Annotated in this window: 16 protein-coding genes; 7 read left to right on the forward strand and 9 right to left on the reverse strand. The window is 65.8% G+C overall.

The annotated features are described in order from the left end of the window. Nucleotides 1-10: 10 nt before the first annotated feature. The 4 genes from AC27VL_RS04900 to AC27VL_RS04915 all read right to left on the reverse strand — a co-directional run bounded on the left by AC27VL_RS04900 (nt 11) and on the right by AC27VL_RS04915 (nt 3,740). Entirely contained in the window at nt 11-1,228 is a 1,218-nt protein-coding gene (locus AC27VL_RS04900; protein ID WP_488765685.1) for an RNA polymerase sigma factor, read from the reverse strand. A gap of 153 nt (nt 1,229-1,381) precedes the next feature. Further along, nucleotides 1,382-1,906 carry a pathogenicity-like protein gene (locus AC27VL_RS04905; RefSeq protein WP_100551849.1) on the reverse strand — a complete coding sequence of 175 codons (525 nt, stop codon included), beginning with the start codon at nt 1,904-1,906 and terminating at the stop codon, nt 1,382-1,384. A 4-nt stretch (nt 1,907-1,910) separates the two neighbouring features. Continuing rightward, the gene (tesB, locus tag AC27VL_RS04910) at nt 1,911-2,831 is read right to left on the reverse strand and encodes an acyl-CoA thioesterase II (protein WP_406779147.1); all 921 of its coding nucleotides are present in this window, start codon (nt 2,829-2,831) and stop codon (nt 1,911-1,913) included. 132 nt (nt 2,832-2,963) lie between these two features. Beyond that, entirely contained in the window at nt 2,964-3,740 is a 777-nt protein-coding gene (locus AC27VL_RS04915) for an enoyl-CoA hydratase/isomerase family protein (RefSeq protein ID WP_488765686.1), read from the reverse strand. 35 nt (nt 3,741-3,775) lie between these two features. Here AC27VL_RS04915 and AC27VL_RS04920 point away from each other — a divergent pair, with 35 nt between their 5' ends. Then, nucleotides 3,776-4,222 (forward strand): copper chaperone PCu(A)C, encoded by a 447-nt coding sequence (locus AC27VL_RS04920; protein ID WP_100551851.1) that lies wholly within the window; start codon nt 3,776-3,778, stop codon nt 4,220-4,222. 107 nt (nt 4,223-4,329) lie between these two features. Here the strand turns inward: AC27VL_RS04920 and AC27VL_RS04925 are convergent, their stop codons facing one another. Next, nucleotides 4,330-5,055 (reverse strand): enolase, encoded by a 726-nt coding sequence (locus tag AC27VL_RS04925; protein ID WP_488765687.1) that lies wholly within the window; start codon nt 5,053-5,055, stop codon nt 4,330-4,332. Nucleotides 5,056-5,196: 141 nt separating this feature from the next. Then, on the reverse strand, nt 5,197-5,799 hold the full coding sequence (gene gstA, locus AC27VL_RS04930) for a glutathione transferase GstA (RefSeq protein WP_488765688.1): 603 nt from the start codon (nt 5,797-5,799) through the stop codon (nt 5,197-5,199). A gap of 192 nt (nt 5,800-5,991) precedes the next feature. Here gstA and AC27VL_RS04935 point away from each other — a divergent pair, with 192 nt between their 5' ends. Continuing rightward, nucleotides 5,992-6,282, forward strand: coding sequence for a winged helix-turn-helix transcriptional regulator (locus tag AC27VL_RS04935; protein ID WP_229980365.1), 291 nt, complete (start codon nt 5,992-5,994; stop codon nt 6,280-6,282). 68 nt (nt 6,283-6,350) lie between these two features. Here AC27VL_RS04935 and AC27VL_RS04940 read toward each other — a convergent pair whose 3' ends face one another. Next, a complete protein-coding gene (locus tag AC27VL_RS04940) occupies nt 6,351-6,758 on the reverse strand; it encodes an acyl-CoA thioesterase (protein ID WP_089239570.1) in 408 nt (135 codons plus the stop codon). Then, nucleotides 6,758-9,757 (reverse strand): excinuclease ABC subunit UvrA, encoded by a 3,000-nt coding sequence (uvrA, locus tag AC27VL_RS04945; RefSeq protein ID WP_488765689.1) that lies wholly within the window; start codon nt 9,755-9,757, stop codon nt 6,758-6,760. Before uvrA ends, AC27VL_RS04940 begins: the two co-directional genes overlap by 1 nt. Before the next feature lie 343 nt (nt 9,758-10,100). Here uvrA and rplU point away from each other — a divergent pair, with 343 nt between their 5' ends. The 4 genes from rplU to obgE are packed head-to-tail and all read left to right on the forward strand — an operon-like array spanning nt 10,101 to nt 11,926. After that, nucleotides 10,101-10,418, forward strand: a complete 318-nt coding sequence (gene rplU / locus AC27VL_RS04950; protein WP_004148331.1) for a 50S ribosomal protein L21 — start codon at nt 10,101-10,103, stop codon at nt 10,416-10,418. Between the two features lie 11 nt (nt 10,419-10,429). Further along, the gene (gene rpmA, locus AC27VL_RS04955; protein WP_089239574.1) at nt 10,430-10,693 is read left to right on the forward strand and encodes a 50S ribosomal protein L27; all 264 of its coding nucleotides are present in this window, start codon (nt 10,430-10,432) and stop codon (nt 10,691-10,693) included. A gap of 43 nt (nt 10,694-10,736) precedes the next feature. Beyond that, entirely contained in the window at nt 10,737-10,874 is a 138-nt protein-coding gene (locus tag AC27VL_RS04960; protein ID WP_157804331.1) for a hypothetical protein, read from the forward strand. Beyond that, nucleotides 10,871-11,926 carry a GTPase ObgE gene (gene obgE, locus AC27VL_RS04965; protein WP_025873852.1) on the forward strand — a complete coding sequence of 352 codons (1,056 nt, stop codon included), beginning with the start codon at nt 10,871-10,873 and terminating at the stop codon, nt 11,924-11,926. Before AC27VL_RS04960 ends, obgE begins: the two co-directional genes overlap by 4 nt. 216 nt (nt 11,927-12,142) lie before the next feature. Here the strand turns inward: obgE and rpsT are convergent, their stop codons facing one another. Further along, a complete protein-coding gene (gene rpsT / locus AC27VL_RS04970; RefSeq protein ID WP_025873851.1) occupies nt 12,143-12,412 on the reverse strand; it encodes a 30S ribosomal protein S20 in 270 nt (89 codons plus the stop codon). Nucleotides 12,413-12,528: 116 nt separating this feature from the next. On the opposite strand from rpsT, the gene murJ reads away from it, so the two are divergent. Then, nucleotides 12,529-14,133, forward strand: a complete 1,605-nt coding sequence (gene murJ / locus AC27VL_RS04975; RefSeq protein WP_488765705.1) for a murein biosynthesis integral membrane protein MurJ — start codon at nt 12,529-12,531, stop codon at nt 14,131-14,133. The last annotated feature ends 42 nt before the right edge of the window (nt 14,134-14,175 follow it).

Consider the following 14,175-nt stretch of genomic DNA (forward strand, 5'->3'; position numbering starts at 1 on the left):
GCGTTGTCCGTTACAGGCGGCCGCTGTGCATCAGCGAGTACGCCACCAGGCCGATCACGAACACGTTCGCGCCGATGATGCCGGTGCGGCCATACATGGATTCGAATTTCCAGTTGGTTCCGCTGCGCCCGCGCCGCGCCGAATCGCGCGCGATCATCGGTGCCATCACCCGCTGCAGCGGCACCAGACACTGGTAGTTGACCACGCCCAGGCCCAGTGCCAACGCCAGCAACTGCCCCCATACCGGTGCCTGCAGCAGCACCGCCAGCAGGATCAGCAGGCACCAGACCAGGCCGGTGCCGGTGTTGAGGCGTACAAAACGGCGTACCTGCGTGCGTTCGCTTTCGGTCTCGGTGTACGACATCAGGAAGCGGGCACCGAGATAGCTGCCGATCGCGCCGCCGATGACACCGCCGGCAATCGCACCCCAGCTTTCGGCTGGGAGCACGTGCAGCTGGCCCAGCGTAGCGGTCAACGTGCCCATCGCGGTGCCGCCCGCAGCGCTGACGCCACCCAGGCCGAGCTTGCTGCCACCGATGCCGACACCGGTACCCAGCAGGATCGCTGCGCTTGCCGTGCCGGGCGCAGCGATCATCACCATCGACACCACCGTCGTTGCAAACGCGGCACTGGGCGCGCTGCTGCGGGCGAATTCACCGAAGCGCTGCAGCAGGCCCTCGCGCACCTGCGCACGGGCGCGTGACAGGCGTTTGCGTACCGCCGCGTCGCTCAGCCCGAGCAGGTCAGCGACCTGCTGCGAATGCTGGCCCTCGCGGTAATACAGCAGCAGTACTTCGCGGCTGTCGGCGGGCAGGGTAGAAATGATGTCTTCGGCAGCGACTTCCTCTTCCAGCCGCTGCAGGCGATCCGCCGCACCGGGGGTCGGATCCGCTGCCATGGTCAAGGCCACTTCGGCAGCTTCGCCACTCAGCGGTCGGCCACGTTGCGCGCGCAGCCAGTCACGGGCGAGGTTGCGGGTGATCTGCCGCAGCCAGGGCAGGAAGCTGCTCGCGCTGCGCAGCTGGTGCAGCTGCTGCCAGCCTTTCACGAACGCTTCCTGGGCGATGTCCTCGCTGGCCTGGCGGTCGCCGGTGATGGCCAGGGCGATGGCGGTGACCGTGTTCTGGCAGGCCAGCACGATGCGCCCATAGGCATGCTGGCAGCCGCCGCTGGCGGCGGGCAGTTCGCGGTGCAGTGTGTCGTCGATGCTTGCGGCGAAGGTCGTCATGGCGGCGGGCTCCTGCAGGGATTGTGTCCCATGACGGAGGCGCGTGCGGAATGTGACCACGAAAAAAGGGGACGGAGGGGATTAAGTCGTTTGTGCCACAAACGACTTAATCCCCTCCGTCCCCTTTTTGCGGTTGCCGGCCAGCGGCCGGCACTACTTCGCCGGCTGGATGCGGACCCGCACTTCCTCTTCTTCCGGCGGTGCCGGCGCGGCCGGCTGGGCTTGCTGCGGCTGGGCCTGCGGTGCGGGCACCGGGGTTGCGGGGGCAGGGGTTGCGGGGGCAGGGGCACCGCGATGGCGCAGGCCGATCACCAGCGCCACGCCGGCGATCACCACCAGCAGGGCGATGCGGATGCGCCAGGCCCAGCCACGACCACCAGCACTTTCCTGCACATCATCGCGGAAGGCGAACTCGGCGGTCGGGTGGTCACGGCGGGTGGTGTCGAGCAGGCGGGCGTCGCGCAGGATTTCGCGCGCGCGCGGCTGGTCGTCGGCACGCACGACCCAGACCGCCGGGTAGGCACCGGCATTGCCCAGGTCGGTATAGCTGAACTGGCCCCGGCGGCGCGTCTTGTACGAGCGCCCGTTGGTGACCTTCACCTGGATGTCGTGACTGCGCAGGAGCTCGGCCACGCCTTCCACGGTTTCCACGCGCTGGCTGCTGAAAATCTGACGCATCGGATCAATCCTTGGCCGGCACGGCGGCCGCTGCTGCCTGGTCCGGAACCACGCGGATCAAGCCTTCCTGGGCGGTGCTGGCAACCAGCACGCCATCACGGGTGAAGAACTGGCCGCGGGCCAGGCCGCGCGAATCCTGCGCGCTGGGGCTGTCCAGCGAGTACAGCAGCCAATCGTCGGCGCGGAACGGGCGATGGAACCAGATCGCGTGGTCCAGCGAGGCCATCTGCACGTGCGGATGGTAGTAGCTGATCCCGTGCGGGAAGGTCGCCGTGCCCAGCAGGTGGAAGTCCGACGCGTAGGCCAGCAGCGCCTGGTGCAGCTCGGGAGCATCGCCTACACGCTCGCTCAGGCGCAGCCAGACCTGGTGGTAGGGCGGGCGCTTGGGCGGGTTCAGTTCATCGCGCGGATACACATGGCGGAACTCGAACGGACCACCGCGCGACAGCCAGCGCTGCACCTTGATCGGCAGGCGCTCAAGCACCTCCGCCGGCAGCGGCCTGTTCGGTTCGATGTCTTCCGGCTGCGGCACTTCGGGCATCTTGTGCTGGTGCTCGGCACCGGATTCGGCCTGCTGGAACGAGGCAGCACAGAAGAAGATCACCTTGCCATGCTGGATCGCGGTCACCCGGCGCACCGAGAAACTGCCACCGTCGCGGGTGCGGTCGACGTCGTAGACGATCGGATGGTCGATGTTGCCGGCGCGCAGGAAATAGGCATGCAGCGAATGCACATGGCGACCGTTGTCGACCGTGGCCTGGGCGGCCGCCAAGGCCTGGCCCAGCACCTGCCCGCCGAACACGTACTTGGTGCCGATGTCGCGGCTCTGGCCGCGGAACAGGTTGTCCTCCAGCCGCTCCAGGGTGAGCAGATCGATCAGCTCGGAGACGACGGGTTCGGGCGTGTCGTTCAAGGGGGCGGCCACAACAGGGAAAGAGGGCCTGATTATACCGGTGCAGGCCGGATGCCCGATCTTCGGTAGTGCCGGCCGCTGGCCGGCATCCGCAGGCGTCCCGGAAGGATCGCCAGGCTGCCGGCCAGCGGCCGGCACTACCGTTTACTTGCCGAGGCGGGCGGCAAGCGCCTGCAGCGCGTTCTGCGCATCCGGGGCGAACCAGGCCTCGACGAAGCGGTCGAGCTGGATCAGGTCCGGGTGCAGGGCGTCGTGCAGCTCCGCGCGGGCGATGGCCCGGGTCAGCAGCATCGGCTGCCGCGGCTGCTTCAGCAGGTCCTGCAGCCAAGCCACCGCGCGGACCACCACCAGCTCGCCATCAACCAGTTCATCCACCAGGCCGATCTGCAGGGCCTGTTCGGCGGGTACCAGTGCGCCGGTGCCCAGCAGGACGCTGGAGCGGTGTGCACCCACCGCACGGCGCAACAGGCGCTGGATTCCTTCCGGTGCGATCAGGCCGACCTGCACTTCGTTCAGGCCGATGGCGTACGGGCGCGCCGGATCGGCACTGCGTGCCATCACCCGGTAGTCGCAGCACAGGGCCAGCACGCAGCCGCCGGCCGGTGCATGGCCGGTGATCGCCGCAACCACCGGGATGCGGCTCTCGGCAAGCGTGCGTACCGCGCCGAAGAACGCGTTCCAGGTGTCCAGCAGCTTGTGCTTGTCATCGCCATGCGAGAGCAGGTGCGGCACGTCCATGCCGCCGGTGAAGATGCGCTCGCTGCCGGACAGCACGATCCCGTGCGCGTCCTCGGCCATCGCCAGTTCGATGGCATGGATCAACTGCCGGCACAGCTCGGTGTCCAGTGCATTGACCGGCGGCCGCGCCAGCCGCAGTTCGCGGATGGGGCCATGGTTGATCACCTCGATGAGCGTCGTCATGCTGCGGGTCTCGTTGCGAAGAAGGAACCTGGGCGATGATAACCAAACCATGCGTTGGCGTACTGTTCGCGTTGTGTGCGCTTGCAGCATCAGCGTCGGCGGCCGAACAGCGCTGCGTGACGGTGGAGCAAGGCTGGGCGCGGATGCCGCCGAATCCAGCGATGCCGATGACCGCTGGCTACGGGACAATCCGCAACGGCTGCAGCAAGGCCGTGACCATCACCGGTGCCAGCAGCGTTGCGTTCGGTGATGTGTCATTGCACGAAACCACGGTGGTGGACGGCATCAGCCGGATGCGCGCGATCGAACGCCTGCCGCTGGCGCCGGGCGCGCGTGCCGAGCTTAAACCCGGCGGCCTGCACCTGATGCTGATGGATGGCAAGGGTGCGCTGAAGGAGGGGCAGGCGGTGCCGCTGCGCCTGCAGCTGGAAGGCGGTGGTGAAGCGGGTACGACGCTGACCGTGCGCAAGGTCGCGCCGTAACGCGGCGCTCGTTCCGCCGGGCATGGCCCGGCGCTACCCAGGCATCACGGCCGAATCGACACCGGTAGCGCCGGGCCATGCCCGGCGAGCGCGCAGCGCGGTGGGGCTTACGACCAGTCGTACGAGAACAGCACCGTGCGGCTTTCCGGCTCGTACAGCATCACGATCGCGTCGGCACCGGTGGCGCACCAGTTGTAGCCGGCCACTTCGGCCACGGCGAAGAATTTCCTGCCATTGCGGGTGATGATCGCGCACTCGGCATCGTCCGGCGCATGGCGGTCGTCGGCCGCCTCGGTGAACTCCAGCGCGAAGGCGGCGGGAATCTCCGCAGTTTCAATCCAGTTGCCGGTCGAGATCTGCCCACCCAGCACATCGAGATAGGCCTGCTCGCCGGGCTCGCCATCGCCATAGCGCGAATAGCTGGCCAGGCGTCCATGCTGCTGGAAGTACATGCGTGCCTTGCCGTAGCTCCCGCGCATCTCGGTGATGTGCTCCAGCGCGTCGTTGTCCTGCACCAGGTCGCCGATGAAGTAGCCCTCCTCACCGAGGAAGCGCATGCGATTGTCGCTGGTCAATTCAAAGGCGATCCAGTTGGTGCCGGTGAATGCGTTGTGGTGTTCTTCGGTGCTTTCGCCGATGCAGCCTTCATAGGGCTCGATCGGGCACAGCATCGTGGCCACGCTGCCGGCCAGTTCCGGACGCAGCACGCCGAGGTCGATCTTCAGCAGCGGCAGCAGGTGCTGGCCAAGCCAGGCCTGGTCATCGGGGAACACGTCGGCGGGGAAGGGAACCATGCCGGGCAGCAGGTCGCGCAGTTCAGTCTGGTGGATCATGTCAGTCCTTTGAAGGGTGTCGGTAGTGTCGGCCGCTGGCCGGCAACCGCTGCAACAGAGGCGGAGAGCAAAGGATACGGGACGCACGCCACGCACGCGCGCACTTCCGTCCCGGCTGAGATGCAGTGCCTGGGGCGCGATTCAGATGAGTCCTTCGAACGCCATCGCCTCTTTCGCGGCAGGTCGCTCGCCAATCCGCAGCAGCAGTGCCTGCAGGTGTGGCCATGGCGCGGTATCGATGCCCAGGTGCGCCGTCCAGCCGACAACCACGAACAGATAGAGATCGGCGATGGAAATGGACCCGCCCAGCAGGTAGCGGCGGTTGTCGGACAGCACCGCTTCGACGTAGTCGAGCTTGGTATGCAGCCGGTCCTGGGCTTTCTCCCGCGCCTCGGGCGACTCCGGGTGGAACAAGGGGCCGAACGTCGGATGCAGTTCCGCAGCAATGTAGATCAGCCATTCGTGAAGTCGCGCCGCGCCGATCGCACTTGTCGGTACCGAGAATTCCACGCCGGCGACATCGGCGAGGTAAAGCAGGATCGCGGCGCCTTCGGTGAGGACCTCACCGTTGTCCAGCCGAAGTGCGGCGACATACCCCTTGGGATTGATATGCAGGAAGTCTTCGCCCTGCGCTGTGCGCTTGGTCGAGTGATCGACGCGATCAAGCTCGAAGCGGATTCCCAGTTCCCGCAGCAGGATGTGGGCGGCAAGCGAGCAGGTGCCCGGCGTGTAGTAGAGCTTCATCGTGGTTTCATCGTGGGGGGAGTGCCCGGAAGTATGCTGCGGGGAAACGGTGGTCGGAGCGCTTCGCTGCGACATGACGCGAGAATCGGGTTTCCATCTGGATACCCGTCGAAGGAGCGGAAGAACGTGGGGCTCAAGGTGCGGAAGAACCGGGCAGTAGATCCGGACAGCGTGTGTCCGTTGAGCAAGTGCATGGCGTTGCTTGCCGGCACATGGACGGCGGAGATCATCTGGTCATTGAGTGCGGGGCCACGACGTTTCGGCGAGCTGCGTGTGGATCTGGCGCCGGTGACGGCCAAGACGCTGACGGCGCGCCTTCGGGACATGCAGCAGAAAGGTCTGGTCACACGTCATGAAAGGGATACCTCGCCCCCTTCCATTGAATACGAACTCACCCGCCTGGGCGCACGGTTGTTGCCTGCAATCCATGCAATCGCACAGGTTGGCAATGAACTGAAATTCGGCGGCGAGCCAGCGGGCTGAGCGATCTGCTTCCCGCAACGCAAAGGCCGCCCATGGGGCGGCCTTTGCGGGTGCAGTGATCGGGTCGCTCAGCTGGAAGCGTTGCGGATCGCGTCCGGCAGTGGCGCACTCTTGCCGGTCTGCGTGTCCATCCACACCACCACCACGTTGCCGTCCGAATACAGCCTCGACTCATCCTGCTGGTCGACGATGCGATGACCGATGGTCACGCTGCTGTTGCCCAGGCGTTCGACGAACAGCTCGACCAGGATGTCGTTGGGCCACACGATCGGCAACCGGTAATTGACGTTGGTGGCAGCCACCACCGGTGCGATGCGGTCGGTCATCGACACGCCTTCCACGCCCAGCATCCAGCGCACGCGCGCCTCTTCCAGGTAGGAGATGTACTTGGCGTTGTTGACGTGGCCCATGCTGTCCATGTCACGCCAGCGCACGCTGATCGGAATGCGGGCCAGGATCTTGTGTTCGCTGCTCATCAGGCGTCCTTTTTCTTCTTGGTGCCGCCGGCCGCGGCGGTCTTGCTGGCCTTGCCGGTGCTCTTGGCGGCCGCTGCCTTCTTTGCCGGCTTCTCGGGCTTCACCTTGCGCGGCGGGCGCGCATCGGGCTTGTTGGCCACGGCGGCGGGCTGGTCCGGTCGCGCATTGGTGGAGGGCAGCATCCGGGCGAGGAACTGGCCGGTGTACGAATCCGGGCATGCAGCCACGTCTTCCGGCGTACCGGTCACCAGGATGGTGCCGCCGCGATGACCGCCTTCCGGACCCAGGTCGACGATCCAGTCGGCAGTCTTGATGACGTCCAGGTTGTGCTCGATCACCACCACCGTGTTGCCCTCGTCGCGCAGCTTGTGCAGCACGCCGAGCAGCGCCTCGATGTCGTGGAAGTGCAGGCCGGTGGTCGGCTCGTCGAGGATGTACAGGGTGCGGCCGGTATCGCGGCGCGACAGCTCCTTGGACAGCTTCACGCGCTGTGCTTCACCACCGGACAGCGTGGTCGCGCTCTGCCCCAGCTTGATGTAGCTCAGGCCGACATCGACCAGGGTTTCCAGCTTGCGGGCGATGGACGGCACCGGCTCGAACAGCTTCAACGCATCTTCGACGGTCATTTCCAGCACGTCGTTGATGTTGAAGCCCTTGTACAGGATCTCCAGCGTTTCGCGGTTGTAGCGCTTGCCATGGCAGACGTCGCAGGGCACGTACACGTCCGGCAGGAAGTGCATCTCGACCTTGATCAGGCCATCGCCCTGGCAGGCCTCGCAGCGGCCACCACGCACGTTGAAACTGAAGCGGCCCGGCGAATAGCCGCGCGCACGCGATTCGGGCACCTGTGCGAACAGTTCGCGCAGCGGCGTGAACAGGCCGGTGTAGGTGGCCGGGTTCGAGCGCGGGGTACGGCCGATCGGCGACTGGTCGATGTCCACCACCTTGTCGAACAGGTCCAGGCCATCGATCTCCTTGTAAGGGGCGATCGGGTGCGAGGCGCCGTTGATCTCGTTGGCAGCCAGCGAGAACAGGGTGTCGTTGATCAGGGTCGACTTGCCCGAGCCGGACACGCCGGTGACGCAGGTCAGCAGCCCCGCCGGAATGGCCAGGTCCACGCCTTTCAGGTTGTTGCCGGTGGCGCCACGCAGATGCAGCGTCATCTTCGGGTCCGGCTTGTGCCGGCGCGCCGGGATCTTGATCGCGCGCTTGCCCGACAGGTATTGGCCGGTCAGCGAACGCGGTGCATCCAGGAGGTCCTGCAGGCTGCCCTGGCCGACGATCTCGCCGCCGTGCACGCCCGCGCCCGGACCGATGTCCAGCACGTAGTCGGCCAGCCGGATCGCATCTTCGTCATGCTCGACCACGATCACCGTGTTGCCGAGGTCGCGCAGGCGGGTGAGGGTGCCCAGCAGGCGTTCGTTGTCGCGCTGGTGCAGGCCGATGGACGGCTCATCGAGCACGTACATCACGCCGACCAGACCAGCACCGATCTGGCTGGCCAGACGGATGCGCTGTGCCTCGCCACCGGACAGGGTGTCGGCCTTGCGCTCCAGGGTCAGGTAATCCAGGCCGACGTCGACCAGGAAGCCGAGGCGTTCACCGATCTCCTTGACGATCTTCGCGGCGATCTCGCCGCGCCAGCCCGGCAGGCTCAGTTCGCTGAAGAACTTCAGGGCTTCATCGATCGGCAGCACCACCAGTTCCGGCAGCGGGCGGTCGGCCACGAACACGTTGCGCGCGGCCTTGTTCAGGCGTGCGCCATTGCACTCGGGGCAGGCATGCTCGCTGATGTACTTGCCGAGCTCTTCCTGCACCGCCGCCGATTCGGTTTCCTTGTAGCGGCGTTCAAGGTTGGGAATGATGCCTTCGAAGCGATGCTTGCGCTGGGTGCGGCCACCGGCCTCGGTGAAATAGGTAAAGGTGATCGCTTCCTCGCCGCTGCCGTACAGCACGGCCTGCTGCACCTTTGCCGGCAGCGAGTTCCACGCCGCGTCGGTGTCGAACTTGTAGTGCTTGGCCAGCGAGGCGATCAGCTGGAAGTAATAGGCATTGCGGCGATCCCAGCCGCGCACGGCACCGGCAGCCAGGGAAAGCTCGGGATGCACCACCACGCGCGAGGGATCGAAGAACTCGGCCATGCCCAGCCCGTCGCAGCCGGGGCAGGCACCCATCGGTGCGTTGAACGAGAACAGGCGCGGTTCCAGTTCGGGCAGCGAGTAGTCGCAGACCGGGCAGGAATACTTGGACGAGAACAGGGTAGGGGTCGCGCTGGCGTCGTCCAGCGACTGCACCGACGCCATGCCATCACCCAGTTTCAGGGCCGTTTCAAAGCTCTCGGCCAGGCGCTGCTTGATGTCTTCGCGCGGGCGGAAGCGATCGATCACCGCTTCGATGGTGTGCTTCTGGCGCAGTGCCAGCGGCGGCACCGCATCGATTTCGTACAGTTCGCCATCGACGCGCACACGCACGAAACCCTGCGCGCGCAGCTGGTCGAACACCTGCGCGTGCTCGCCCTTGCGGTCGCGGATCACCGGCGCCAGCAGCATGTAGCGCTGTTCCGGGTCCAGCGTCAGCATGTGGTCGACCATCTGGCTGACCGTCTGCGCTTCCAGCGGATAGCCGTGGTCGGGGCAACGCGGCGTGCCGACACGTGCGTACAGCAGGCGCAGGTAGTCGTAGATCTCGGTGATCGTGCCGACCGTCGAGCGCGGGTTGTGCGAGGTCGACTTCTGCTCGATCGAGATCGCCGGGGACAGGCCTTCGATATGGTCCAGATCCGGCTTTTCCATCACGCTCAGGAATTGCCGCGCATACGCCGACAGGGACTCGACGTAACGCCGCTGGCCCTCGGCATAGATGGTGTCGAACGCCAGCGACGACTTGCCCGAACCGGACAGGCCGGTGATCACGATCAGTTTGTCGCGAGGCAGATCGAGGTCGATGTTCTTGAGGTTGTGCGTCCGCGCGCCGCGGATGCGGATGAAATCCATCGCCATGGGGAATCCGGTTGTGGGGGCGTGGCTGGGCCGCCGGGCCAGCGAAAGGGCGGCAATCGGTCAGCCTACCGAGGTGACCAGATGGGGGCAATGGGCGACAATGCCAACCCGGTGTCTCACCTCGTGAGACCGGCCAGTAGAGCCGAGCCATGCTCGGCTGGCCGGACCCCGAACCGTTCAGCCGAGCATGGCTCGGCTCTACTGAGGGCGGGGGACAGGTCCCCGCAGGCCCCGCCCAGGGGTTGACTTGACCCGTCCCCGGTGGCCCACGTACAATTCCGCTCCTGTCCGCCCTCGACGGCGGCAGTCCATAGACCACAATAACTACAGAGGAAGTCTGGTCATGTACGCAGTACTGGTCACCGGCGGTAAGCAATACCGCGTGGCGCAGGGCGAAAAGCTCCGCATTGAAAAGCTCGAAGTCGAAGTCGGCAGCGAGATCAAGTTCGACAACATCCTGCTGCTCGGCGACAGCGATGGCATCAAGATCGGCGACGCCCTGAGCGGCGCTGCGGTCACTGCCACCGTCCTGTCCCAGGGTCGTGCCGACAAGGTCCGGATCATCAAGTTCCGTCGCCGTAAGCACCACATGAAGCGCCAGGGTCACCGTCAGTACTACACCGAAATCGAGATCACCGGCATTGCCGGTGGCAGCAAGTAAGGAGATAGGTCATGGCACATAAAAAAGGCGTAGGCTCTTCGCGCAACGGTCGCGACTCCAACCCGAAGTACCTCGGCGTCAAGATCTTCGGCGGCCAGGCCATCGAAGCCGGCAACATCATCGTGCGTCAGCGCGGCACCCAGTTCCACCCGGGTTCCGGCGTCGGCCTCGGTCGTGACCACACCCTGTTCGCCCTGACGGACGGCAAGGTGGAGTTCACCGTGAAGGGCCCGAAGAAGCGTCGCACTGTCAGCGTCGTCTCGGTCGAAGCCTGATAAGGCAACGGCCGGCGCCCATGCCCCGGCATGGAGACGCTGCATGAAGAGCCCCGCTTCGGCGGGGCTTTTCGTTGGAATCAATGGTAAAACGGGCATCGCCCGGTTGTCGGCCAGTGGCCGGCACTACATCAAGGTGGCGGCGTGCATGCCGCGCCCATCGCAGGCATCGAAACAATGAAACTGGTAGACGAAGCAGAAATCGAAGTGTTCGCCGGCAACGGCGGCAACGGCTGCATTGGCTTCCGTCGCGAGAAGTTCATTCCGCTCGGCGGCCCGGACGGCGGCGACGGCGGTGCGGGCGGCAGCGTGTGGATCCGCGCCGACGAAAACCTCAACACCCTGGTCGACTTCCGCCATGACCGCATCTTCAAGGCGCAGCGCGGCGAAAACGGCATGGGCCGCCAGGCCTATGGCAAGGGTGGCGAAGACATGGTCATCACCGTGCCGGTCGGCACCGTGATCATCAACGTGGCCACCGATGAAATCATCGGCGACCTGACCCAGCATGGCGACCGCCTGCTGGTGGCCAAGGGTGGCCGCGGCGGCCTCGGCAACATGCATTTCAAGAGCTCCACCAACCGCTCGCCGCGCCAGGCGCTGCCGGGCGAGCCGGGTGAAGAGCGCACGCTGAAGCTGGAGTTGAAGCTGCTGGCCGACGTCGGCCTGCTGGGCTTCCCCAATGCGGGCAAGAGCACCCTGATCCGCGCCGTCTCGGCGGCGACGCCGAAGGTGGCCGATTACCCGTTCACCACGCTGTACCCGAACCTGGGTGTGGTGAAGGTGGAAAACTACCGCAGCTTCGTGATCGCCGACATTCCGGGCCTGATCGAAGGTGCGGCCGACGGTGCCGGCCTGGGCGCGCAGTTCCTGCGCCATCTGCAGCGCACCCGCCTGCTGCTGCACCTCGTCGACATTTCGCCGATGGAAGGTGGTGTGGAAGGCGTTTCCCCGGTCGAGCAGGTGCGTGCCATCGAGCGCGAACTGGAAAAGCACGATCCGGAGCTGCTGGCCAAGCCGCGCTGGCTGGTGCTGAACAAGGCCGACCTGATGTTCGAGGACGAGGCCAAGGCCGCCGCCGAGAAGATCGTGGCCGAGCTGGGCTGGAAGGAGCCGTGGTTCCTGGTGTCCGCACTGGGTCGTGAGGGCACGTTCCCGATCATGAGCCGGATCATGGCGTTCTTCGATCGCCAGAAGGAAGACGAGCTTGAGGCGGCCCGCAACGCGCAGTAATGCCTGTTGCGATTCCCGCGAAAAAACCCGGCTTCGGCCGGGTTTTTTTGTGGGTGCCGCTCCTCTGTAGAGCCGAGCCCATGCTCGGCTGCTGTTCGCGCGGCCAGCCGAGCATGGGCTCGGCTCTACAGAAGCGGAGACTGCAGGCAACAAAAAACCCGGCCGAAGCCGGGCTTTTGCGTGCTGCCGGAGCCGGGGCTCCAGCAACCAACCGGATCAGGCGGCCTGGAGGGCCTTGATGCGGTCGTTCAGGCGGCTCTTGTGGCGAGCAGCCTTGTTCTTGTGGATCAGGCCACGCGCGCTGAAACGATCCAGGATCGGCTGGGCAACGGCGAAGGCGGCTTGAGCGCCGGCGGCATCGTTGGCGTCCAGCGCCTTGATCACTTTCTTGACAGCGGTGCGCAGCATCGAGCGCTGAGCCACGTTGCGCGCGTTGCGCACGACGGTCTGCTTGGCGCGCTTCTTGGCGGACTTGATATTGGCCACGGTGGTGGTTTCCTGAAAAATCGGTGTTATGGGAACAGCAAGCTAGCTAGTATGATGGCGTAAGAAATGTACGTCAAGTCGATTGTCAAGAGGGACGTTGAGTGAGTTCACCCAAGATGTTGCGGGGCCTGCTGTCGTTCAGCAGCATGACCATGGTCTCGCGGGTTCTCGGCCTGGTCCGGGACCAGGTGGTGACCTCGACCTTCGGCACCAACGCCATCACCGATGCTTTCTGGGTCGCCTTCAGGATACCCAATTTCCTGCGCCGGCTGTTCGCCGAGGGCTCCTTTGCCACCGCATTCGTGCCGGTGTTCACCGAGGTGAAGGAAACCCGCAGCCACGCCGAGCTGCGTGAACTGATGGCCCGCACTGCCGGCACCCTGGGCGGCGTGCTGATGCTGGTCACCGCGCTGGCGCTGATCTTCGCGCCGCAGCTGGCGTCGGTCTTCGCCAGTGGCGTCGACACCGACCCTGCCAAGCAGGGCCTGCTGATCGACCTGTTCCGCCTGACCTTCCCGTTCCTGTTGTTCGTCTCGCTGACCGCACTGGCCGGCGGCGCGCTGAACAGTTTCCAGCGCTTCGCGATGCCGGCGCTGACCCCGGTCATCCTCAACCTGTGCATGATCGCCGGCGCGCTGTGGCTGGCGCCGCGGCTGGGTGGCACACCGGAAAAGCAGATCCTCGCCCTCGGCTGGGCCGTGCTGGCCGCCGGCCTGTTGCAGCTGCTGTTCCAGTTGCCTTCGTTGAAGGGTATCGACCTGCTGACCCTGCCGCGCTGGGGCTGGAACCATCCGGGCGTGCGCAAGGTGATGACGCTGATGGTGCCGACCCTGTTCGGCTCGTCAGTGGCGCAGATCAACCTGCTGCTGGATACCGTCATCGCCGCCAAGCTGACCGATGGCTCGCAGTCCTGGCTGTCGCTGGCCGATCGCTTCCTGGAGCTGCCGCTGGGCGTGTTCGGCGTGGCCCTGGGCACGGTGATCCTGCCGGCACTGGCCCGGCACCATGTCAGCACCGACCGCGAAGGCTTCTCGCGCTCGCTGGACTGGGGCCTGCGCATGACCCTGCTGATTTCGGTGCCGGCCATGCTCGGCCTGCTGCTGCTGGCCGAGCCGCTGATCTCCACGATCTTCCAGCACGGCCAGTTCACCGCCTTCGACACCCGCATGACGGCGCTGTCGGTGTACGGCCTGAGCTTCGGCCTGCCAGCCTTCGCGCTGCTGAAAGTGGTGCTTCCGGCCTTCTACGCGCGGCAGGACACCAAAACGCCGGTGCGTGCCGGTGTCGCCGCGCTGGTGGCCAACATGGTGTTCAACTTCGCCCTGCTGGCGGTGCTGTACCAGGTGATGGTGCCCGATGAGCTGAAGGCGCAGGGGGTGATGGCCGCCCTCGGCAAGCAGCCGGGCCTGCACCTGGCATTGGGCATCGCCAGTGCGCTGTCCAGTTACCTGAACCTGGGGCTGCTGTGGTACTGGCTGGGCAAGACCGATGTCTACCAGCGGCGCCCGGGCTGGGGCGGCTACCTGCTGCGGCTGCTGCTGGCGTGTACGGCGATGGTCGGCGTGCTGCTGGCCCTGCTGTACTGGCTGCCTGGCTTCTCGTCGATGGGCGTGTGGGAACGGATCGGTGCCCTCGGCCTGCTGGTCGGCGGTGGCGGGCTGACCTACCTGCTGGCGATGGTGGCGATGGGCTTCCGCCCGCGCGACCTGCGTGGGCATTGATCGTGGCTCCCGGCGGCTATACTTCAGGGTTACACCATTGAA

It is taken from the genome of Stenotrophomonas sp. 14P6.2.3, assembly GCF_057799055.1.